A 22,583-nucleotide genomic window follows, 5' to 3' on the forward strand; every position below is an offset into this window, starting at 1 on the left:
CAACTGCCCCACCCATGCGGCAGTGAATTACTGCAGCTTGATCTCGACGTCCACGCCAGCCGGCAGGTCCAGCTTCATCAGGGCGTCGACGGTCTTGTCGGTCGGATCGACGATGTCCATCAGGCGCTGATGGGTGCGGATCTCGAACTGGTCGCGGCTGGTCTTGTTGACGTGCGGCGAACGCAGGATGTCGAAACGTTGCATGCGGGTCGGCAGGGGCACCGGGCCCTTGACGATCGCGCCAGTGCGCTTGGCGGTGTCGACAATTTCCAGGGCCGATTGGTCGATCAGCTTGTAATCGAAGGCCTTCAGACGGATGCGGATCTTTTGCTTTTGCATGACGGTTCCTTGTAAAGAGCGATGAGGCCGACCCGGCGAGAACGCCTGGGCCGGCAGGTCATGCAATTACTCGATGATCTTGGCGACGACGCCGGCGCCGACGGTGCGGCCGCCTTCACGGATGGCGAAGCGCAGGCCCTCTTCCATCGCGATCGGGGCGATCAGCTTGACCGTGATCGACACGTTGTCGCCCGGCATCACCATTTCCTTGTCCTTCGGCAGCTCCACCGCGCCGGTCACGTCCGTGGTACGGAAGTAGAACTGGGGACGGTAGTTGTTGAAGAACGGGGTGTGGCGGCCGCCTTCGTCCTTGCTCAGCACGTACACCTCGGCGGTGAAGTGCGTGTGCGGGGTGATCGAGCCGGGCTTGGCCAGCACTTGGCCGCGCTCGACGTCTTCACGCTTGGTGCCGCGCAGCAGGATACCGACGTTGTCGCCCGCCTGACCTTGGTCCAGCAGCTTGCGGAACATTTCCACGCCGGTGCAGGTGGTCTTCTGGGTCGGCTTGATACCGACGATTTCGATTTCTTCGCCGACCTTGATCACGCCGCGTTCGACACGGCCGGTCACCACGGTGCCGCGACCCGAGATCGAGAACACGTCTTCCACCGGCATCAGGAAGGCACCGTCCACGGCGCGTTCCGGCGTCGGGATGTAGGTGTCCAGCGCGTCGGCCAGGTTCAGGATGGCCTTCTCGCCCAGCTCGCCCTTGTCGCCTTCGAGCGCCAGCTTGGCCGAGCCCTTGATGATCGGGGTGTCGTCGCCCGGGAAGTCGTACTTGCTCAGCAGCTCGCGCACTTCCATTTCCACCAGTTCCAGCAGCTCGGCGTCATCGACCATGTCGCACTTGTTCAGGAACACGATGATGTAAGGCACGCCCACCTGACGGGCCAGCAGAATGTGCTCGCGGGTCTGGGGCATCGGGCCGTCAGCGGCCGAGCACACCAGGATCGCGCCGTCCATCTGCGCCGCGCCGGTGATCATGTTCTTCACATAGTCGGCGTGTCCCGGGCAGTCCACGTGGGCGTAGTGACGGGTGGCCGTCTCGTATTCCACGTGCGCGGTGTTGATCGTGATACCACGGGCCTTTTCTTCCGGCGCCGCGTCAATCTGGTCGTAGGCCTTGGCCTCGCCACCAAACTTGCTCGACAGGATGGTCGTGATCGCCGCCGTCAGCGTCGTCTTGCCATGGTCCACGTGACCAATCGTGCCCACGTTCACGTGCGGCTTGGTCCGTTCAAACTTGCCTTTTGCCATTTCTCAATCTCCGGTAAAGAACAATCGCCCGTGTCGGTTTAGGGTCTCCAGCACAGGCCTGCCACGGGCAGCAGACCCACCCCGTCGTGCGGGGCGCCGAAGACCATTGAACGTTCTCGACACGCCAGCGGCCAAGGGGCCGCCGGCGGTGAGGGGCTTACTTCGCGCGAGCGGTGATGATCGCGTCGGCCACGTTCTTCGGAGCTTCGCTGTAGTGCTTGAACTCCATCGTGTACGTGGCACGGCCCTGGGTGGCCGAACGCAGCGTGGTCGAGTAGCCGAACATCTCGGACAGCGGCACCTCGGCCTTGATGATCTTGCCACCGCCGACCATGTCGTCCATGCCCTGCACCATGCCACGGCGGCTGGACAGGTCGCCCATCACCGTCCCGGCATAGTCTTCCGGCGTTTCGACTTCCACGGCCATCATCGGCTCCAGGATCACCGGGTTGGCCTTGCGGCAACCGTCCTTGAAGCCGATCGAGGCCGCCATCTTGAAGGCGTTTTCGTTCGAGTCCACATCGTGGTACGAACCGAAGGTCAGCGTGACCTTCACGTCCACCACCGGGAAGCCGGCCAGCACGCCGTTGGGCAGCGTGTCGATCAGGCCCTTCTCCACCGCGGGAATGAATTCACGCGGCACCACGCCGCCCTTGATGGCGTCGACGAACTCGAAGCCCTTGCCCGGCTCCATCGGCTCGATCTTCAGCACGACGTGACCGTACTGGCCCTTACCACCGGACTGGCGAACGAACTTGCCTTCCACGTCTTCCACCGCCTTGCGGATGGTTTCGCGGTAGGCCACCTGCGGCTTGCCCACGTTGGCTTCCACGCCGAACTCGCGCTTCATGCGGTCGACGATGATTTCCAGGTGCAGCTCGCCCATGCCGGAAATGATGGTCTGACCAGACTCTTCGTCGGTGCGCACGCGGAAGGAGGGATCCTCTGCAGCCAGACGGCCCAGCGCGATGCCCATCTTTTCCTGGTCGGCCTTGGTCTTGGGTTCCACGGCCTGCGAGATCACCGGCTCGGGGAAGACCATCTTTTCCAGCGTGATCACGGCATCCGGATCGCACAGGGTTTCACCCGTGGTCACGTCCTTCAGACCCACGCAGGCCGCGATGTCGCCCGCCAGAATTTCCTTGATTTCTTCACGCTGGTTGGCGTGCATCTGCAGGATCCGGCCGATGCGCTCCTTCTTGCCCTTGATGGGATTGAAGACGCTGGCGCCCGAAGCCAGGATGCCCGAGTAGACGCGCACGAAGGTTAGTTGGCCGACGAACGGGTCGGTCATCAGCTTGAAGGCCAGCGCGGCGAACTTCTCGTTGTCGTCGGCCTTGCGGGTGACTTCGTTTTCGTCCTCGTCCGTGCCCTTCACCGGGGGAATGTCCACCGGCGACGGCAGGAAGTCGATCACGGCGTCCAGCATGCGCTGCACACCCTTGTTCTTGAAGGCGGTGCCGCACAGCATCGGCTGGATTTCGGTCGCGATGGTGCGCTGACGCAGGGCGAGCTTGATCTCTTCCTCGGAGAGGTCACCCTCTTCCAGGTACTTGTTCATCAGCTCTTCGTTGGCTTCGGCAGCAGCCTCGACCATCTTCTCGCGCCATTCCTGAGCGGATGCAGCCAGCTCAGCCGGGATGTCCTCGTAGGCGAACTTCATGCCCTGCGAGGCCTCGTCCCAGATGATGGCCTTCATCTTGATCAGGTCCACCACGCCGGTGAAGTTGTCTTCGGCGCCGATGGGGATCACGATGGGCACAGGGTTGGCCTTCAGGCGGGTCTTCATCTGGTCAACGACCTTGAAGAAGTTCGCGCCGGTGCGGTCCATCTTGTTGACGAACGCCAGACGGGGCACCTTGTACTTGTTGGCCTGGCGCCAGACGGTTTCCGACTGGGGCTGCACGCCACCCACGGCACAGTAGACCATGCAGGCGCCGTCCAGCACGCGCATGGAACGCTCCACCTCGATGGTGAAGTCCACGTGTCCCGGGGTGTCGATGATGTTGAAGCGGTGCTCCGGATAGGACATGTCCATGCCCTTCCAGAAGCAGGTGGTGGCCGCAGACGTGATGGTGATGCCGCGTTCCTGCTCTTGCTCCATCCAGTCCATCGTGGCGGCGCCATCGTGCACTTCACCGATCTTGTGGTTCACACCGGTGTAGTACAGGATGCGTTCGGTCGTCGTGGTCTTGCCAGCGTCGATGTGCGCCGAGATACCGATGTTGCGGTAGCGCTCGATGGGGGTCTTGCGAGCCATGGTTCACTCCAAAGAGGAATTGCCGCCACCGGGGATGACCGGCGGCGGCCTGGGGACAGGGTTTAGAAGCGGAAGTGCGAGAAGGCCTTGTTGGCCTCGGCCATGCGGTGCACTTCGTCACGCTTCTTCATGGCGCCGCCACGGCCTTCCGAGGCTTCCAACAGCTCATTGGCCAGGCGGGCCGCCATCGACTTCTCACCGCGCTTGCGGGCCGATTCCTTCAGCCAACGCATGGCCAGGGCCATCCGACGGACGGGGCGAACTTCCACGGGAACTTGGTAGTTCGCACCGCCGACGCGGCGGCTCTTGACTTCGACCATCGGCTTGACGTTGTTCAGCGCGACCATGAAGACCTCCAGCGGGTCCTTCTTGGCCTTCTGTTCGACCTGCTCGAGCGCACCGTAGATGATGCGTTCAGCCACGGCCTTCTTGCCGGATTCCATGATCACGTTCATGAACTTGGACAGATCCACCGACCCGAACTTCGGATCCGGCAGGATTTCGCGCTTGGGGACTTCGCGACGACGAGGCATTTCTCTTCCTTCATCTTCAGTTGGCAGCGGGATTCGCAATCCCGACACCGCGAGAGACCATGAACCGCCGGCTCAGAGGTATGGCGGCAGGACCCTCACTTACTCGGTGGCATCCAGACATCCTGGACTCACCGCAATCTTCAGCACCACAGCCTGAGGGCCGGGTGTGACATCCTGTTTTCAAGAAAGCGGCTTAGGCCTTCTTGGGGCGCTTGGCGCCGTACTTGGAACGCGACTGCTTGCGATCCTTCACGCCTTGCAGGTCCAGAGAACCGCGGACGATGTGGTAGCGCACGCCAGGCAAGTCCTTCACACGGCCGCCGCGCACGAGCACGACACTGTGTTCTTGCAGGTTGTGGCCTTCACCGCCGATGTACGAGATGACCTCGAAACCATTGGTCAGGCGCACCTTGGCGACCTTCCGCAGCGCCGAGTTCGGCTTCTTCGGGGTCGTGGTGTAGACGCGGGTGCAAACGCCGCGGCGCTGCGGGCAGTTCTGCATCGCAGGCGACTTGGACTTCGTGGTTTCGACCTGACGGCCGTGGCGCACGAGCTGGTTGATGGTGGGCATGAGTAACTTGTTCCCGTTTGAAGTTACGACGACAAAAAGGTGCCCGGGCGTGCCCTCCTGCCCTTGGCAAGCAGGCCTGCACCCCCCGACACCACAATGCCCCCTGCGTCTTCTGCGCCGGCGCCCCGTCAACCGGTTCAGCCAAAGCAGCCCGCAGGCAGGCGTATTCCCGGCGTGAATGCGCCGAAAAGCCCTCGATTATAGTGGCAGCCTCACTTCACATGCAAGCCGGCCCTCCCCCCGTGTCAGTCCCCTCTTCCGCCGCCACCCCTTGCGTGGTGATCGACACCCAGTCCGTGCTGGACTGGTGTTTCTTTGAACACCCCACCTGCCGCGACTGGCTGAGCGCACGGCAAGCCGGGGCCTGGCGTTGGATCGCCACCCCGGCGATGCGCCAGGAGCTGGCCTGCGTACTGGAACGGGGCATTGGCGGCGGCTGGCCTCGTACCCCGGCCGAGGTGCTGGCCTTCTTCGACCGCTGGGTCGAGCTGCGCCCGGCCCCCGCCCCTCCCCTGGCCCCCTGGCCGCGCTGCAGGGACCGGGACGATCAAAAGTTCATCGATCTGGCCCTGCTGGCGGGAGCCCGCTGGCTGGTGAGCCGGGACAAGGCAGTGCTCAAGCTGGCCCGCCGTTGCCAGGCGCTGACCGGCCTGGCCGTGCTGCCGCCGGAACGCTGGCTGAACCCGCCGCCCTGAACCGCCCCGAGCGTCCGCCCCAACGAAAAAGGGCGCCCCGAGGGGCGCCCTTGCGAGCCTGGTCTGTCGCCAGACTTATTCGGCGCTGGGTTCGCCTTCCGACGAGGCAGCGTCCAGGCTGGCCAGTTGGGCCGAGGCCAGTTCCTCGGCTTCCTGCAGCGCGATGGCGCGGCGCTCGGCGTCGTCCATCTCTTCCTTGGCCTTGCGGGCTTGGTGGTAGGCCATGCCGGTACCGGCCGGGATCAGACGACCCACGATCACGTTTTCCTTCAGGCCACGCAACTCGTCACGCTTGCCCATGATGGCCGCTTCGGTCAGCACGCGGGTGGTCTCCTGGAAGGAGGCCGCGGAGATGAACGAGTCGGTCGACAAGGACGCCTTGGTGATGCCCAGCAGCACGTCGGCGTAGGTGGCCGGGACCTTGTCCTCGCCACGCAGCTTCTCGTTGGTGATGAACAGCTCCGAGCGCTCGACCTGCTCGCCGGCGATGTAGGACGAGTCGCCCGGGTTGACGATCTGCACGCGACGCAGCATCTGGCGAACGATCACCTCGATGTGCTTGTCGTTGATCTTCACACCCTGCAGACGGTAGACGTCCTGCACTTCGTCGACGATGTAGCGCGCCAGCTCCTCAAGGCCCAGCAGACGCAGGATGTCCTGCGGATCGGCCGCGCCGTCGACGATCAGTTCGCCACGGTTGACCACCTGGCCTTCGTGCACCAGGATGTTCTTTTCCTTGGGCACCAGCTCTTCCCAGACCTTGCCGTCCGGATCGGTGATCTGCAGGCGGACCTTGCCCTTGGTTTCCTTGCCGAACGACACCGTGCCGGTGATCTCGGCCAGCGTGCCCTTGTCCTTGGGCGAGCGGGCTTCGAAGAGCTCGGCCACCCGCGGCAGACCGCCGGTGATGTCACGGGTCTTCTGGCCTTCCACCGGGATGCGTGCCAGCACTTCACCCGGGAACAGGTCCTGGCCGTCGCGCACCTGGATCAGCGCGCCAACCTGGAAGCCGATGGTCACCGAGTGGTCGGTGCCCGGGATCTTCACTTCCTGGCCGTTGGCGTCCAGCAGCTTGACCTGCGGGCGCACGACCTTGGCCGCGCCGCGGCGCTTCGGGTCGATCACCACCAGGGTGGACAGGCCGGTGACCTCGTCCACCTGCTTGGCCACGGTGACGCCTTCCTCGACGTTCTCGAAACGCGCCTTGCCGGCGAATTCCGTGATGATCGGGCGGGTCAGCGGGTCCCAGTTGCCCAGGATGGTGCCAGCCTTGATGGTCTGGTCGGCCTTGACGTTCAGGATCGCGCCATACGGCACCTTGTGACGCTCGCGCTCACGGCCGTGCGGATCGGAGATGACGATCTCGCCCGAACGGGAGATCACCACCAGCTCGCCCTTGCCGTTGGTCACGTAGCGCATCGTGGCGTTGAAGCCGATGATGCCGTCGGACTTGGCTTCCACGCTGGAGGCCACCGCCGCACGCGAAGCCGCACCACCGATGTGGAAGGTCCGCATGGTCAGCTGCGTGCCCGGCTCACCGATCGACTGCGCGGCGATCACGCCCACCGCCTCACCGGTGTTCACCAGGCCGCCACGGCCCAGGTCGCGGCCATAGCACTTGGCACACAGGCCGTAGCGGGTTTCACAGGTCAGCGGGGTGCGGACCTTGATCTCGTCCACGCCGGCGGCTTCGACGATGTCCAGGGTGTCCTCGTCCAGCATGGTGCCGGCCGGCACCACGACCTGTTGGGTCTCGGGGTGCAGCACCTCGACGGCCGTCACGCGACCCAGCACGCGGTCGCGCAGCGATTCGATGACTTCACCGCCCTCGACCAGCGCGCGCATCGCGAAGCCGGCTTCGGTACCGCAATCGTCCTCGGTCACCACCAGATCCTGGGTCACGTCCACCAGACGACGGGTCAGGTAGCCGGAGTTCGCGGTCTTCAGCGCCGTATCCGCCAAGCCCTTCCGGGCCCCGTGGGTGGAGATGAAGTACTGCAGAACGTTCAGGCCTTCGCGGAAGTTCGCGGTGATGGGGGTCTCGATGATCGAGCCGTCCGGCTTGGCCATCAGGCCGCGCATGCCCGCCAGCTGGCGGATCTGGGCGGCAGAACCCCGCGCCCCGGAGTCGGCCATCATGTAGATGGAGTTGAACGACTCCTGGTCGACTTCCTTGGTGTGACGGTCGATGGTCTTTTGCTTGGAGAGCTGAGCCATCATGACCTTGCCGACCTCGTCGCCGGTTTTGCCCCAGATGTCCACGACCTTGTTGTAGCGCTCGCCGGCAGTCACGAGACCCGAGACGTACTGCTGCTCGATCTCCTTGACTTCCTTCTCGGCACGCTCGATCAGGCCCGGCTTCTGCGGCGGCACCAGCATGTCCTCGATGGCGATCGAGATGCCGGCACGCGTGGCCAGACGGAAGCCCGACTGCAGCAGCTTGTCGGCGAACACCACCGTTTCCTTCAGACCGCACTTGCGGAAGGAGGTGTTGATCAGGCGCGAGATTTCCTTCTTCTTCAGCGCCTTGTTGATGTTCGCGAACGGCAGGCCCTTGGGCAGGATCTCCGACAGCAGCGCACGGCCGACGGTGGTTTCCACCAGCTTGAGCTGGGGTTGGAACTCACCGTTGTCGTCCTTGGTCCACTCGGTCAGACGGACGCTGATCTTGGCGGTGATCTCGACGGCCCCGCAGTCCAGCGCACGGCGCAGTTCCACGGTGTCCGAGAAGATCATGCCCTCGCCCTTGGCATTGGTGCGCTCGCGGGTCGAGTAGTACAGACCCAGCACCACGTCCTGCGACGGCACGATCGACGGTTCGCCCGAGGCCGGGAACAGCACGTTGTTGGAGGCCAGCATCAGCGCGCGGGCTTCCATCTGGGCTTCGATCGACAGCGGCACGTGGACGGCCATCTGGTCACCGTCGAAGTCGGCGTTGAAGGCCGCGCAGACCAGCGGGTGCAGCTGGATGGCCTTGCCTTCGATCAGCACCGGCTCGAACGCCTGGATGCCCAAACGGTGCAGCGTCGGGGCACGGTTCAGCATGATCGGGTGTTCCTTGATGACTTCTTCAAGGATGTCCCAGACCACCGGCGTGCCCGATTCCACTTCCTTCTTCGCCGCCTTGATGGTGGTGGCGATGCCCATCGCCTCCAGGCGCGAGAAGATGAAGGGCTTGAACAGCTCCAGGGCCATCAGCTTGGGCAGACCGCACTGGTGCAGTTTCAGGGTCGGGCCCACGGTGATGACCGAACGACCGGAGTAGTCGACGCGCTTGCCCAGCAGGTTCTGGCGGAAGCGACCCGACTTGCCCTTGATCATGTCGGCCAGGGACTTCAGCGCGCGCTTGTTCGCGCCGGTCATGGCCTTGCCGCGGCGGCCGTTGTCCAGCAGGCTGTCCACGGCTTCCTGCAGCATGCGCTTTTCGTTGCGCACGATGATCTCAGGGGCCTTCAGCTCCAGCAGGCGGGCCAACCGGTTGTTCCGGTTGATGACGCGGCGGTACAGGTCGTTCAGATCCGACGTGGCGAAGCGGCCGCCATCCAGCGGCACCAGCGGACGCAGGTCCGGCGGCAGCACCGGCAGCACCGTCAGCACCATCCACTCGGGCTTGATGCCCGACTTCTTGAAGGCCTCCATGACCTTCAGGCGCTTGCTGTTCTTCTTGACCTTCAGCTCACTGCCGGTCATGTCGTTGCGCAGGCGGTCGATCTCGACGTCCAGGTCCATGTCGGCCAGCAGCTTCTGGATGCCTTCGGCCCCCATCAGCGCGACGAACTCGTCACCGAACTCCTGACGCTTCGCGTCGTAGTCGTCCTCGGACATGATGCCGAACTTCTTCAGCGGGGTCATGCCGGGGTCCACCACCACGTAGGCTTCGAAGTACAGCACGCGTTCGATGTCGCGCAGCGTCATGTCGAGCACCAGGCCCAGGCGCGACGGCAGTGACTTCAGGAACCAGATGTGGGCGCAAGGCGCGGCCAGGTCGATGTGACCCATGCGCTCGCGACGCACCTTGGTCTGCGTGACTTCAACGCCGCACTTCTCGCAGATCACGCCGCGGTGCTTCAGGCGCTTGTACTTGCCGCACAGGCACTCGTAGTCCTTGATCGGGCCGAAGATCTTGGCGCAGAACAGACCGTCACGCTCAGGCTTGAACGTGCGGTAGTTGATCGTCTCGGGCTTCTTCACCTCACCGAAGGACCACGAGCGGATCTTCTCGGGCGAGGCCAGCCCAATCTTGATCGCGTCGAAGTGCTCGTCGGGGGTGAACTGCTTGAACAGGTCCAGCAAGCCTTTCATGTGTCTTTCTCCAGGTTGACTGTGTATCGATCAGGGGGAATGGAAACCAACAGGGCGCGCAAAGGCGCTCAGTCCTTCTCCAGTTCCATGTCGATACCCAGCGAACGGATTTCCTTGACCAGAACGTTGAACGATTCCGGCATGCCGGCGTCGATGGCGTGTTCGCCCTTGACGATGTTCTCGTAGACCTTGGTGCGGCCGTTCACGTCATCGGACTTCACGGTCAGCATTTCCTGCAGCACGTAAGCCGCGCCGTAGGCTTCCAGGGCCCACACTTCCATCTCACCGAAGCGCTGGCCACCGAACTGCGCCTTGCCGCCCAGCGGCTGCTGGGTGACGAGCGAGTACGGACCGGTCGAACGGGCGTGCATCTTGTCGTCGACCAAGTGGTGCAGCTTCAGGTAGTGCATGTAGCCGATGGTCGTCGGACGCTCGAAGGGCTCGCCAGTGCGGCCGTCGGACAGCCAGGCCTGGGTGCGCGTCGGGGTCAGACCCTTCTTCGCGGCCACGTCTTCCGGGAAGGCCAGCTGCAGCATGTGCTGGATCTCTTCTTCCTCGGCGCCGTCGAACACCGGGGTGGCGAACGGCACACCCTTGGTCAGCTCCTGGGCCATGTCCAGCACCTGCCGGTCGGACAGATCGTCCAGGTGTTCCTGCTTGCCACCGGACTTGTTGTAGATCTGGTCCAGGAACTGGCGGATCTCCGCCACGGCTGCTTCACGCTGCAGCATGTCGCCGATGCGCTCGCCCAGGCCCTTGCCGGCCCAGCCCAGGTGGACTTCCAGCACCTGACCCACGTTCATCCGCGAGGGCACGCCCAGCGGGTTCAGCACGACGTCGGCAGGGGTGCCATCGGCCATGTAGGGCATGTCTTCGATCGGGACGATCTTGGACACCACGCCCTTGTTGCCGTGACGGCCGGCCATCTTGTCACCCGGCTGCAGGCGGCGCTTGACGGCCAGGTAGACCTTGACCATCTTCAGCACGCCGGCCGGCAGTTCGTCGCCTTGGGTCAGCTTCTTGCGCTTCTCTTCGAAGGCCAGGTCGAAGCCGTGGCGGGTCTGTTCCAGCGCGTTCTTGATCGACTCGAGCTGGTTGGCCAGGGCCTCTTCGGCCGGGCGCACGTCAAACCAGTGGTACTTGTCGATGCTCGACAGGTACTCCTCGCTGATCGCAGTGCCCTTGGCCAGCTTCTGCGGGCCGCCATTGGCGACAGCGCCGACCAGCAGCTTCTTGATCCGGTCGAAGGCGTCGGCTTCCACGATCCGCAGCTGGTCGTTCAGGTCCAGGCGGAAGCGCTTGAGCTCGTCGTCGATGATCTGCTGGGCGCGCTTGTCACGCTGGATGCCTTCACGGGTGAAGACCTGCACGTCGATCACCGTGCCCTGCGTGCCTTGGTCCACGCGCAGCGAGGTGTCCTTCACGTCGGACGCTTTTTCGCCGAAGATCGCGCGCAGCAGCTTTTCTTCCGGGGTCAGCGTGGTTTCGCCCTTCGGGGTCACCTTGCCGACCAGCACGTCGCCGGGGTTCACTTCTGCGCCGATGTAGACGATGCCGGACTCGTCCAGGCGAGCCAGTTGCTGCTCGGACAGGTTCGGGATGTCGCGGGTGATTTCCTCGGAGCCCAGCTTGGTGTCGCGGGCCATGACCACCAGTTCCTCGATGTGGATCGAGGTGTAGCGGTCGTCGGCCACCACGCGTTCGGAGATCAGGATCGAGTCTTCGAAGTTGTAGCCGTTCCAGGGCATGAACGCGATGAGCATGTTCTGCCCCAGCGCCAGTTCGCCCAGATCGGTCGAGCCACCGTCGGCCAGCACGTCACCGGCACCCACCTGGTCGCCGCGTTGGACGATGGCGCGCTGGTGGATGTTGGTGTTCTGGTTGGAACGCTGATACTTGATCAGGTTGTAGATGTCCACGCCGACTTCACCGGCGACGGTTTCCGCGTCGTTCACGCGGATCACCACCCGGTTGGTGTCGACATAGTCCACCACACCACCACGGCGGGCGGTCACCACGGTGCCGGAGTCGACCGCGGCCACGCGCTCGACGCCCGTGCCGACCATCGGCTTCTCGGGACGCAGCACCGGCACGGCCTGACGCGACATGTTGGCGCCCATCAGCGCGCGGTTCGCATCATCGTGCTCCAGGAAGGGCACCAGCGAGGCCGCCACCGACACGATCTGCGCCGGCGCCACGTCCATGTACTGCACGCGCTCGGGCGACAGCAGCACGGATTCACCACGCTCACGGGCCGACACCAGCTCGTCGATCAGCTTGCCTTCGGCATCCAGCGACGCATTCGCCTGGGCGATCACGTACTTGCCTTCCTCGATGGCCGACAGGTAGTCGATCTGGTCGGTCACCTTGCCGTCCACCACACGGCGGTACGGCGTTTCCAGGAAGCCGTACTCGTTCAGGCGGGCGTACAGGGCCAGCGAGTTGATCAGGCCGATGTTCGGGCCTTCCGGGGTTTCGATCGGGCACACGCGGCCGTAGTGGGTCGGGTGCACGTCACGGACTTCGAAGCCGGCACGCTCGCGGGTCAGACCGCCCGGGCCCAGGGCCGAGACGCGACGCTTGTGCGTGATCTCGGACAGGGGGTTGGTCTGGTCCATGAACTGCGACAGCTGCGACGCACCGAAGAACTCCTTCAGGGCCGCGGAAATCGGCTTGGAGTTGATCAGGTCGTGCGGCATCAGGGCTTCGGTCTCGGCCTGGCCCAGACGCTCCTTGACGGCCTTCTCGATACGCGCCAGGCCCGAGCGGTACTGGTTCTCGGCCAGTTCGCCCACGCAGCGCACGCGACGGTTGCCCAGGTGGTCGATGTCGTCCACCTCGCCACGGCCGTTGCGCAGCTCGACCAGGATCTTGACCACGTCCAGGATGTCCTCGTTGGACAGGGTCATCGCACCTTCGGCGGTGTCGCGGCCCACGCGGGCGTTGAACTTCATCCGGCCCACGCGCGACAGGTCATAGGTGTCGGCGCTGTAGAACAGGCGGTTGAACAGCGCCTCGACGGCATCCTCGGTCGGCGGCTCGCCAGGGCGCATCATGCGGTAGATCGCGACGCGGGCGGCCAGCTGGTCGACGGTCTCGTCCAGCGCCAGGGTCTGGCTGATGTACGCGCCTTGGTCCAGCTCATTGGTGAAGATGCACTGCACGTCCTTGATGCCGGCCGAACGCAGCTTCTTCAGCAGCGTCTCGGTCAGTTCATCGTTGGCCTTGGCAATGATCTCGCCGGTGTCGGGGTCGACCATGTTGCGGGCCACGACGCGGCCCACCAGGAAGTCCTCGGGCACCGAGATGAACTGGGTGCCGGTCTGTTCCAGCTGACGCGCGTGGCGGGCGGTGATGCGCTTGTCCTTCTCGACAATGACGTTGCCGTCCTTGTCGGTGATGTCGAAGCGAGCCACTTCGCCCTTCAGGCGCTCCGGCACAAACTCCAGCTGGGCACCCGACTCCATCAGGCGGAAGCTGTCGTTCTTGAAGAAGTGGGCCAGGATCTGCTCGGGGTTCAGGCCGATGGCCTTGAGCAGGATCGTGACCGGCATCTTGCGGCGACGGTCAACGCGGAAGTACAGGATGTCCTTCGGGTCGAACTCGAAGTCCAGCCAGGAGCCACGGTAGGGGATGATGCGGGCGCTGAACAGCAGCTTGCCCGAGCTGTGGGTCTTGCCCTTGTCGTGTTCGAAGAACACGCCCGGCGAGCGGTGCAGCTGGGAGACGATGACGCGCTCGGTGCCGTTGACGATGAACGAGCCATAGTCGGTCATCAGGGGCACCTCGCCCATGTAGACCTCCTGCTCCTTGATCTCCTTGACCACCTTGGCGGGATGCGCCTCACGGTCATAGATGATCATCTGCAACTTGGCGCGCACGGCGGCCGCGAAGGTCAGACCCCGCTGCTGGCATTCGCGCACGTCGAAGGTGGGCTTGGCGATGTTGAATTCGATGAACTTCATCTCCACGAACCCGTTGTGCGAAACAATCGGGAACGCGGACAGGAAGGCGGCCTGCAGCCCTTCGGGCTTGCGCAGGGTCGGGGGCACATCCTTCTGCAGGAAGGCGGCATACGAGTCCTGCTGCGTGGTCAGCAGGTAGGGGACGTTGAGAACGCTCTCACGCTTGCCGAAGCTCTTGCGGATACGCTTGCGCTCGGTGTAGCTGTAGGGGGTTGCTTGCGCCATTGAACACTCCGTAGCGACGAGGGCGCCCGGCCGTGGCGCGCTCCTCGCAAGGCGACTGGCTTTTGCAGGCACGCGTCCACCATGGAGGGCCTGAAAGCTTGGTGGCTGGCCACTACCAGCCGCTGGCGGACAACCCCGGCGTTGCACCGGAGCCCGACCAAACCTGTTCTTCTGCAGTCGGATCAGAGAACACTTGGAAAACCCCCGATTATCACTCGGGATTTTCCAACTGCTCTCGAAAGGGTCTCCTCAAGCACAAAAGGCCGGAGGCCTTTCGGACCCCCAGCCTCTTGAGCGAGAAGCGAATTACTTCAGCTCGGCCTTGGCGCCGGCTTCGGTCAGCTTCTTCACGGCAGCTTCGGCGTCGGCCTTGGCAATGCCTTCCTTCACGACCTTCGGAGCGCCGTCGACCATGTCCTTGGCTTCCTTCAGGCCCAGGCCGGTCAGTTCGCGCACGGCCTTGATGACGGAGACCTTGTTGGCGCCGGCTTCGGTCAGCACGACGTTGAACTCGGTCTTCTCTTCGGCAGCAGCAGCACCGCCGGCGGCAGCGCCACCAGCAGCCGGGGCCGCCATGGAGGCGGCGGACACGCCGAACTTCTCTTCGATGGCCTTGACCAGGTCATTCAGTTCCATGACGGTCATGGAATCCAGGGCGGTCAGGAAGGCGTCTTTGTCGAATGCCATTTGATGTACCTATTTCAGTGATTCAGTGAATGGGATGCAGGGCGTGCGCAGCAATCAGGCTGCGACAGCTTCGGCAGGCGCCTCGGCGCCACCCTTTTGTTGGGCCAGCGCGGCCAGCACAGCGGCGGTGCGCTGGACCGGCGACTTCAGCAGACCGGCGATCTGCGACAGCAGAACCTCGCGGCTGGGGATCGACGCCAGGGCCTTGACGCCATCGACGTCCAGAGCCTTGCCGGCGTATGCGCCCGCCTTGATGATCAGCTTGTCGTTGCCCTTGGCAAAGTCGGCGATGACTTTGGCGGCGGCGACGGCATCTTCCGAGAAGCCGTAGATCAGCGGACCGGCCATGCTCTCCGCGGCCACCTCGAACGGGGTGCCGGCGACGGCGCGACGGGCCAGGGTGTTCTTCAGCACGTGAAGATACACACCCTTGGCACGCGCATCGACGCGCAGCTTGTTCAGGGCTTCCACGGTGAGGCCACGGTACTCGGCCAGCGCCAGGGTCTGGGACTTGGCGGCTTGCGCTGCCACTTCCTCGATCACGGCCGCCTTTTCGTTGCGGTTGAGACTCAAGGTCTACTCCTCACATCAACGTGTCCTGGGGTGCGAACACCCGCGGACACACCTGGGTTGCAGCGACCTTGCCGTGTCGGAGAAAGAGCACCCATCACTGGAATCTCTGTCGTTCACGGCGGGGACGCCATCTGCGCTGGCGGGGCGGCGGGGCCAGCCCCACCTTCCGATTAAGGCGTTCCGGAGAACGCCGCCAGCGGTCTTGGATGGCCCGGCATCATCCGAAGACGATGCCGGCCCACCAATTCAGCGGCGGATGCGTCAAGACGGCCGCACCCGCCGGTTTGTCACGTCGGCCGATCAGGCCGCAGCGTTCAGCGCGATCGAGCTGATGTCCACGCGGGCGCCAACGCCCATCGTGGAGGACACGGCCACCTTCTTCAGGTAGACGCCCTTGGACGAAGCCGGCTTGGCCTTGTTCAGGGCCTCCAGCAGCGCGGCCAGGTTGCCGGCCAGCTTCTCGTCGTCGAACGAGCGACGGCCGATCGTGCCGTGGATGATGCCGGCCTTGTCGACACGGAACTGCACCTGACCCGCCTTGGCGTTCTTCACCGCGGTGGCCACATCGGGCGTCACGGTGCCCACCTTCGGGTTCGGCATCAGGCCGCGCGGGCCCAGGATCTGACCCAGGGTACCGACGACGCGCATGGTGTCCGGCGAAGCGATCACCACATCGAACGGCATGTCACCGCCCTTGATGCGCTCGGCCAGGTCTTCCATGCCAACCACATCCGCACCCGCGGCCTTGGCTTCTTCAGCCTTGGCGCCTTGGGCGAACACGGCCACGCGCTTGGTCTTGCCGGTGCCGTTGGGCATCACGACCGCACCACGCACGACCTGGTCCGACTTCTTGGCGTCGATGCCCAGTTGCACGGCCACGTCGATGGACTCATCGAACTTGGCGGTCGCGCAGCTCTTCACCAGCGACAGGGCTTCGGTGATCGGGTACAGCTTCAGGCTGTCCACCTTGCCTTGCAGGGCCTTGGCCTTCTTGGTCAGCTTTGCCATGTCACACGCCCTCCACGATCACGCCCATCGAACGGGCCGAGCCGGCGATGGTCTTCACCGCGGCGTCCAGGTCAGCAGCGGTCAGATCCTTCTGCTTCACCTTGGCGATCTCTTCCAGCTGAGCGCGGGTGATCTTGCCCACCTTGGTCAGGTTCGGCTTGTCCGAGCCCTTGCCCAGGCCGATGGCCTTCTTGATCAGCACGGTCGCCGGGGGCGACTTCAGCACGAAGGTGAAGGACTTGTCGGCGAAGGCGGTGATCACCACCGGCAGCATCAGGCCCGGTTCCATGCCTTGGGTCTGCGCGTTGAACGCCTTGCAGAACTCCATGATGTTCAGACCGCGCTGACCCAGCGCCGGGCCCACGGGGGGAGAGGGATTGGCCTTGCCGGCCGGGATCTGCAGCTTGATGAAGCCGACGATCTTCTTTGCCATGAATGGCTCCTATCGAGTTCAAACGACCGCCGAAGCGGTCTCCTCGTCTATCGACCCTTTTCAGACCAGCGAACCGGGGTCGGGGCGGTTCGCCGCAAAAACTCAAACTTTTTGCCTACAGGCCTGAAGGCCCTTCGGCGAAAGGTTCGACGAACTCAGTTCGTCAAACCTTTTCAACCTGCGAGAAATCCAGTTCGACCGGCGTGGCGCGACCGAAGATGGTGACCGACACGCGGACCTTGGACTTCTCGTAGTTGACTTCCTCGACCGCGCCGTTGAAGTCGGTGAACGGGCCTTCCTTGACCCGCACCAGCTCGCCAACCTCCCACTCGACCTTGGGCCGGGGCTTCTCGATGCCTTCCTGCATCTGGTTGACGATCTTCATCACCTCGGCTTCGGAGATCGGCGAAGGACGGTTCTTGGCGCCACCGACGAAGCCGGTGACCTTGCCAGTGTTCTTCACCAGGTGCCAGGTCTCGTCGTCCATCAGCATCTCGACCAGCACGTAGCCGGGGAAGAAGCGGCGTTCGGTGACCGACTTCTTGCCGTTCTTCAGCTCCACCACTTCTTCGGTCGGCACCAGAATGCGGCCGAACTTGGCCTGCATGCCGGCGCGGTCGATGCGTTCGCGCAGATTGCGCTCAACGGCCTTTTCCATGCCGGAATAGGCGTGCACCACGTACCAGCGCAGCGGATTCGGTGCGGCAGCGGGGACGTTCTCGGTGGCGGTGGTTTCGCTCATGCTCAGGATCCTTTGTGTGCAGTCCGCCCGGTCAGCGCTTCCAGCCCAGGACCAGGTCGTACAGCACCCACTCCAGCGACTTGTCGGTCAACCACAGGAACAAGGCCATCAGCAGCACGAAGGCGAACACATAGCCCGTCATCTGCGTGGCTTCCTTGCGGGTCGGCCAGACAACCTTCTTGACTTCGCGCACCGAATCGCGGCCGTAGGCGATCACCTGTTTGCCACTCTCGGAGACGAAGAACACGCCAACCGCCATCGCCAGCCCCAGCAGCAGCACCAGCACCCGCTGCCACAGGTCTTGCTGACCCAGCAGGTAGAAGGCCGCGATCGAAGCGATCACCAGCACGGCCACCGCGGCCAGCTTGGCCTTTTCGGCACCGGAGGACACCGTTTCGACTTGGGGAGTGGGAGACATGGCTTTCACTTGCGAATCCGGGAGCAGTAACAGCACCCTGCGGTCAACCAACAGGCAGACCTAACAGCAGCAAAGCCCGCCGGAGCGAAGCACCTGCGGGCTGGGAAGCAAGGCTGCCAGGGTGAAGACCCTGACCGGGTGTCGAACCGGCAACAGTCCTGATCAGGGACCCTTACCGGTTGGCAGGGGCAGAGGGAATCGAACCCCCAACCTTCGGTTTTGGAGACCGACGCTCTGCCAATTGAGCTATACCCCTGCAGCCTCTCTAGTTCGAGATTACTCGATGATCTTGGCGACGACGCCGGCGCCGACGGTGCGGCCGCCTTCACGGATGGCGAAGCGCAGGCCCTCTTCCATCGCGATCGGGGCGATCAGCTTGACCGTGATCGACACGTTGTCGCCCGGCATCACCATTTCCTTGTCCTTCGGCAGCTCCACCGCGCCGGTCACGTCCGTGGTACGGAAGTAGAACTGGGGACGGTAGTTGTTGAAGAACGGGGTGTGGCGGCCGCCTTCGTCCTTGCTCAGCACGTACACCTCGGCGGTGAAGTGCGTGTGCGGGGTGATCGAGCCGGGCTTGGCCAGCACTTGGCCGCGCTCGACGTCTTCACGCTTGGTGCCGCGCAGCAGGATACCGACGTTGTCGCCCGCCTGACCTTGGTCCAGCAGCTTGCGGAACATTTCCACGCCGGTGCAGGTGGTCTTCTGGGTCGGCTTGATACCGACGATTTCGATTTCTTCGCCGACCTTGATCACGCCGCGTTCGACACGGCCGGTCACCACGGTGCCGCGACCCGAGATCGAGAACACGTCTTCCACCGGCATCAGGAAGGCACCGTCCACGGCGCGTTCCGGCGTCGGGATGTAGGTGTCCAGCGCGTCGGCCAGGTTCAGGATGGCCTTCTCGCCCAGCTCGCCCTTGTCGCCTTCGAGCGCCAGCTTGGCCGAGCCCTTGATGATCGGGGTGTCGTCGCCCGGGAAGTCGTACTTGCTCAGCAGCTCGCGCACTTCCATTTCCACCAGTTCCAGCAGCTCGGCGTCATCGACCATGTCGCACTTGTTCAGGAACACGATGATGTAAGGCACGCCCACCTGACGGGCCAGCAGAATGTGCTCGCGGGTCTGGGGCATCGGGCCGTCAGCGGCCGAGCACACCAGGATCGCGCCGTCCATCTGCGCCGCGCCGGTGATCATGTTCTTCACATAGTCGGCGTGTCCCGGGCAGTCCACGTGGGCGTAGTGACGGGTGGCCGTCTCGTATTCCACGTGCGCGGTGTTGATCGTGATACCACGGGCCTTTTCTTCCGGCGCCGCGTCAATCTGGTCGTAGGCCTTGGCCTCGCCACCAAACTTGCTCGACAGGATGGTCGTGATCGCCGCCGTCAGCGTCGTCTTGCCATGGTCCACGTGACCAATCGTGCCCACGTTCACGTGCGGCTTGGTCCGTTCAAACTTGCCTTTTGCCATCTTGCGCTCCTGCGGCGTTCGAGATCAATAAAAAGACAGGGAATCGGTGGTGCCCATGGCGCGGATCGAACGCGCGACCTCTCCCTTACCAAGGGAGTGCTCTACCACTGAGCCACATGGGCATCGACACAGGCCTGGAAGCCAAAACTTCCGACACCCAGACCTGTGTCGACAGATCTTTCTTACACACCAACCACAACCGAACCCGATGGCCCCAGGGCCTGGAGCGGGAAACGGGAATCGAACCCGTGTCATTAGCTTGGAAGGCTAAGGTTCTACCATTGAACTACTCCCGCCGGGATTCGTTCTTCGGTTGCTCTCTGCGCTTTGGTGGAGGAGGTTGGATTCGAACCAACGTAGGCGTAAGCCAACAGATTTACAGTCTGCCCCCTTTAGCCACTCGGGCACCCCTCCGTAGCAGCAGAGCCACGCACTATAGCACAGTGTTTTGCGAAGTGGCTACTGGGCGCATGCAATCTTTTGGAATTTCAGTCCGCACCGCCCTCCGGCAGGCGCCAGTCCAGCCCCGGCACCGCGGCACAGGCCGCAGAAAAATGGCCGCAGCCGATGAAGGGCACCGGCGGGCGGCGGGCCGACAGCGGCGACGGATGGTTGGCCTGCAACAGCAGGTGCCGGCCCGGCGCCACTGCCTCGATCAGCGCGGCCTTGGCCTGGGCATGCGCCCCCCAGAGCAGGAAGACGATGCGCTGCGGCCGCCCCGCCACCTCGGCGATCAGGGCGTCGGTCAGGCGCTCCCAGCCCTTGCGCGCATGGGAGGCCGGCTGACCATCCTCCACCGTCAGCACGGTGTTGAGCAGCAGCACGCCCTGCCGGGCCCAGGCGGCCAGGTGCCCCTGGGTCGGCCGCGGCAGACCCAGGTCCCGCTGCTGTTCGACATAGATATTGCGCAGGCTGGGCGGCACCCGCACGCCCGGCGGCACCGAGAAGGCCAACCCTTCGGCCTGTCCCGGTCCATGGTACGGGTCCTGCCCCAGGATGACCACCCGCACCGCGGCCAGCGGCGTCAGATCAAGCGCACGCAGCGGCCAGGCCGGATAGAGGGTGGCGCCCGCGGCCTGCCGCGCCGCCAGATGGCTCAGCAAGGCCTGCCCTTCCGGGCTGTCGCGCCAACGCTGGACCACTGGCTGCCAATCCGGTGCCGTGGCGGCCAGCCAGACCGGTGCCGGTTGCGTGAGCCGGTTGTCGGGCAACGGCAGGCCGGCCTGCCCTGGACGGGTTGCGCGGACCACCGGCTCAGCCAAACAAGGTCTGCAAGGCCACGCCCGGGTCGGGCGCCCGCATGAAGGCTTCGCCCACCAGGAAGGCATTGACGTGGTGGGCCCGCATGCGGCGCACGTCGTCGGGCGTCAGGATGCCCGACTCGGTGACCAGCAGCCGATCCGCAGGCACCCGCGGCAACAGGCCCAGCGTGTTCTCCAGCGACACCTCGAAGGTGCGCAGGTTGCGGTTGTTGATGCCCAGCAAGGGGGTCTTCAGCCGCAAGGCCCGGTCGAGCTCGGCGCTGTCGTGCACCTCGACCAGCACATCCATGCCCAGGCCCATCGCGGTGGCCTCCAGGTCGGCCATCTGGGCATCGTCCAGGCAGGCGGCGATCAGCAGGATGCAGTCGGCCCCGATCGCGCGGGCCTCGACCACCTGGTAGGCATCGACCATGAAGTCCTTGCGCAGCACCGGCAGCGCACAGGCCGCCCGCGCCTGCTGCAGGTAGTCCACATGGCCCTGGAAGAAGCGTTCGTCGGTCAGCACACTCAGACAGGCCGCGCCATGGGCGGCGTAGCTGGCGGCGATCTCGGCCGGCGCAAAAGCCTCCCGCAGCACGCCCTTGCTGGGGCTCGCCTTCTTGACCTCGGCGATCACGGCCGGCAGGCCGGCGGCCACCTTGGCCCGCAGCGCCGCCGCAAAGCCCCGGGTGTCCTGCCGGGCCTCGGCCTGGCGGCGCAGTTCGACCAGCGGCCGGGTGGCCCGGGCGGCCGCCACTTCTTCATGCTTGACGGCAACAATCCGCTGCAGCACGTCCGGCGTGTCCTGCGACATCACGCAGCCCCCTTCAGACGGTTGCTGACCGAGACGAACTGGCTCAGCTTGGCCAGCGCCGCACCGGAGGCCACCGCCTCGCGCGCCCGCTTGACACCGTCGGCCACGCTGCCGGCCACGCCTGCACAGTAAAGCGCCGCGCCGGCATTGAGCAGCACGATGTCGCGCACCGGGCCGTCCTCATTGGCCAGCGCGCGCTGGATGCACTGCACCGATTCGTCCCGGTTGGCCACCTTCAGCACGCGGCTGTCGTAGACCGGCAGGCCGAAGTCGCTCGGATGGATGCGGTACTCGCGGATCTCGCCATCCTTGAGCTCGCCCACCAGGGTCTCGCCCGAGAGCGAGATCTCGTCCATGCCGTTCATGCCGTACACCACCATCGCGTGCTCGGCGCCCAGGCGTTGCAGCACGCGCACCAGGATGCCCACCAAGTCCGGGTGGAACACGCCCAGCAGCGTGTTGGGAGCGCCCGCCGGGTTGGTCAGCGGCCCCAGGATGTTGAAGATGGTGCGCACGCCCAGCTCCTTGCGCACCGGCGCCGCATGCTTCATCGAGGCATGGTGGTTGGGGGCGTACATGAAGGCGATGCCGCATTCGGTCAGGCATTCGGCGACCTGGGCCGGGCTCAGCGACAGGTTGCCGCCCAGCGCCTCGATCACGTCGGCGCTGCCACTGGTGGAGGACACGCTGCGCCCCCCGTGCTTGGCTACGCGGGCTCCGGCCGCCGCCGCGACGAAGGTCGAGGCCGTCGAGATGTTGAAGGTGTGCGCGCCGTCGCCGCCGGTGCCGACGATGTCCAGCAGGTTCTGGCGGTCGGCCACGGGCACCGGGGTGGCGAACTCGCGCATCACCTCGGCCGCGGCGGCAATCTCGCCCACCGTCTCCTTCTTGACCCGCAGGCCGATGGCCAGCGCGGCGATCATCACCGGGGACATCTCGCCGGTCATGATGCGCCGCATCAGGGCCAGCATCTCGTCGTGGAAGATTTCGCGGTGTTCGATGACGCGGGTCAGCGCGTCGGTGTTGCTGATGCTCATGGTGTCGGATTCCGAA

At 64.5% G+C, this 22,583-nt stretch carries 18 protein-coding genes and 4 tRNA genes; 1 reads left to right on the forward strand and 21 read right to left on the reverse strand.

Annotated features, from left to right (window positions below; genetic code table 11):
- Positions 1-27: 27 nt before the first annotated feature.
- The 5 genes from rpsJ to rpsL form a co-directional block, all read right to left on the reverse strand.
- On the reverse strand, positions 28-339 hold the full coding sequence (gene rpsJ, locus KGA65_RS12420; RefSeq protein ID WP_019561663.1) for a 30S ribosomal protein S10: 312 nt from the start codon (positions 337-339) through the stop codon (positions 28-30).
- Between the two features lie 66 nt (positions 340-405).
- Entirely contained in the window at positions 406-1,596 is a 1,191-nt protein-coding gene (gene tuf / locus KGA65_RS12425; protein ID WP_225863410.1) for an elongation factor Tu, read from the reverse strand.
- Positions 1,597-1,753: 157 nt separating this feature from the next.
- Positions 1,754-3,856, reverse strand: a complete 2,103-nt coding sequence (fusA, locus tag KGA65_RS12430; RefSeq protein WP_225863411.1) for an elongation factor G — start codon at positions 3,854-3,856, stop codon at positions 1,754-1,756.
- A 62-nt stretch (positions 3,857-3,918) separates the two neighbouring features.
- Positions 3,919-4,389, reverse strand: coding sequence for a 30S ribosomal protein S7 (rpsG, locus tag KGA65_RS12435; RefSeq protein WP_225863412.1), 471 nt, complete (start codon positions 4,387-4,389; stop codon positions 3,919-3,921).
- Between the two features lie 193 nt (positions 4,390-4,582).
- Complete coding sequence (gene rpsL, locus KGA65_RS12440; RefSeq protein WP_225863413.1) at positions 4,583-4,960, reverse strand: 30S ribosomal protein S12; 378 nt, start codon at positions 4,958-4,960, stop codon at positions 4,583-4,585.
- Positions 4,961-5,202: 242 nt separating this feature from the next.
- Between rpsL and KGA65_RS12445 the strand changes: the two genes are divergently transcribed.
- On the forward strand, positions 5,203-5,655 hold the full coding sequence (locus tag KGA65_RS12445) for a PIN domain-containing protein (RefSeq protein ID WP_225863414.1): 453 nt from the start codon (positions 5,203-5,205) through the stop codon (positions 5,653-5,655).
- A gap of 75 nt (positions 5,656-5,730) precedes the next feature.
- Here KGA65_RS12445 and rpoC read toward each other — a convergent pair whose 3' ends face one another.
- The 16 genes from rpoC to trpD all read right to left on the reverse strand — a co-directional run bounded on the left by rpoC (position 5,731) and on the right by trpD (position 22,567).
- The gene (rpoC, locus tag KGA65_RS12450) at positions 5,731-9,957 is read right to left on the reverse strand and encodes a DNA-directed RNA polymerase subunit beta' (protein WP_225863415.1); all 4,227 of its coding nucleotides are present in this window, start codon (positions 9,955-9,957) and stop codon (positions 5,731-5,733) included.
- Between the two features lie 68 nt (positions 9,958-10,025).
- Positions 10,026-14,147 (reverse strand): DNA-directed RNA polymerase subunit beta, encoded by a 4,122-nt coding sequence (gene rpoB / locus KGA65_RS12455; RefSeq protein ID WP_225863416.1) that lies wholly within the window; start codon positions 14,145-14,147, stop codon positions 10,026-10,028.
- 306 nt (positions 14,148-14,453) lie between these two features.
- Complete coding sequence (gene rplL, locus KGA65_RS12460; RefSeq protein WP_225863417.1) at positions 14,454-14,834, reverse strand: 50S ribosomal protein L7/L12; 381 nt, start codon at positions 14,832-14,834, stop codon at positions 14,454-14,456.
- Between the two features lie 54 nt (positions 14,835-14,888).
- Entirely contained in the window at positions 14,889-15,407 is a 519-nt protein-coding gene (gene rplJ, locus KGA65_RS12465) for a 50S ribosomal protein L10 (protein WP_225863418.1), read from the reverse strand.
- 300 nt (positions 15,408-15,707) lie between these two features.
- Positions 15,708-16,415: a 50S ribosomal protein L1 gene (gene rplA, locus KGA65_RS12470; RefSeq protein ID WP_225863419.1), complete on the reverse strand. Its 708-nt coding sequence runs from the start codon at positions 16,413-16,415 to the stop codon at positions 15,708-15,710.
- Position 16,416: 1 nt separating this feature from the next.
- Positions 16,417-16,848 (reverse strand): 50S ribosomal protein L11, encoded by a 432-nt coding sequence (gene rplK / locus KGA65_RS12475; RefSeq protein WP_225863420.1) that lies wholly within the window; start codon positions 16,846-16,848, stop codon positions 16,417-16,419.
- Between the two features lie 163 nt (positions 16,849-17,011).
- Entirely contained in the window at positions 17,012-17,590 is a 579-nt protein-coding gene (gene nusG / locus KGA65_RS12480; RefSeq protein WP_225863421.1) for a transcription termination/antitermination protein NusG, read from the reverse strand.
- 31 nt (positions 17,591-17,621) lie between these two features.
- The gene (gene secE, locus KGA65_RS12485; protein ID WP_225863422.1) at positions 17,622-18,008 is read right to left on the reverse strand and encodes a preprotein translocase subunit SecE; all 387 of its coding nucleotides are present in this window, start codon (positions 18,006-18,008) and stop codon (positions 17,622-17,624) included.
- 180 nt (positions 18,009-18,188) lie between these two features.
- Positions 18,189-18,264: transfer RNA gene (locus KGA65_RS12490), tRNA-Trp, on the reverse strand.
- A 20-nt stretch (positions 18,265-18,284) separates the two neighbouring features.
- Positions 18,285-19,475 carry an elongation factor Tu gene (gene tuf / locus KGA65_RS12495; RefSeq protein WP_225863410.1) on the reverse strand — a complete coding sequence of 397 codons (1,191 nt, stop codon included), beginning with the start codon at positions 19,473-19,475 and terminating at the stop codon, positions 18,285-18,287.
- Between the two features lie 47 nt (positions 19,476-19,522).
- Positions 19,523-19,597: transfer RNA gene (locus KGA65_RS12500), tRNA-Thr, on the reverse strand.
- A gap of 100 nt (positions 19,598-19,697) precedes the next feature.
- A tRNA-Gly gene (locus KGA65_RS12505) sits at positions 19,698-19,771 on the reverse strand.
- A 32-nt stretch (positions 19,772-19,803) separates the two neighbouring features.
- Positions 19,804-19,889, reverse strand: a tRNA-Tyr gene (locus KGA65_RS12510).
- A gap of 74 nt (positions 19,890-19,963) precedes the next feature.
- Positions 19,964-20,692, reverse strand: a complete 729-nt coding sequence (locus tag KGA65_RS12515) for a uracil-DNA glycosylase (RefSeq protein ID WP_445666956.1) — start codon at positions 20,690-20,692, stop codon at positions 19,964-19,966.
- 37 nt (positions 20,693-20,729) lie between these two features.
- Positions 20,730-21,530, reverse strand: a complete 801-nt coding sequence (gene trpC / locus KGA65_RS12520; RefSeq protein WP_225863423.1) for an indole-3-glycerol phosphate synthase TrpC — start codon at positions 21,528-21,530, stop codon at positions 20,730-20,732.
- A complete protein-coding gene (gene trpD / locus KGA65_RS12525) occupies positions 21,530-22,567 on the reverse strand; it encodes an anthranilate phosphoribosyltransferase (protein WP_225863424.1) in 1,038 nt (345 codons plus the stop codon). The genes trpC and trpD overlap by 1 nt, the downstream gene beginning before the upstream one ends.
- Positions 22,568-22,583 lie beyond the last annotated feature (16 nt).

The sequence above is a fragment of the Ideonella benzenivorans genome (genome assembly GCF_020387415.1).
Classification (GTDB): domain Bacteria; phylum Pseudomonadota; class Gammaproteobacteria; order Burkholderiales; family Burkholderiaceae_C; genus Ideonella; species Ideonella benzenivorans.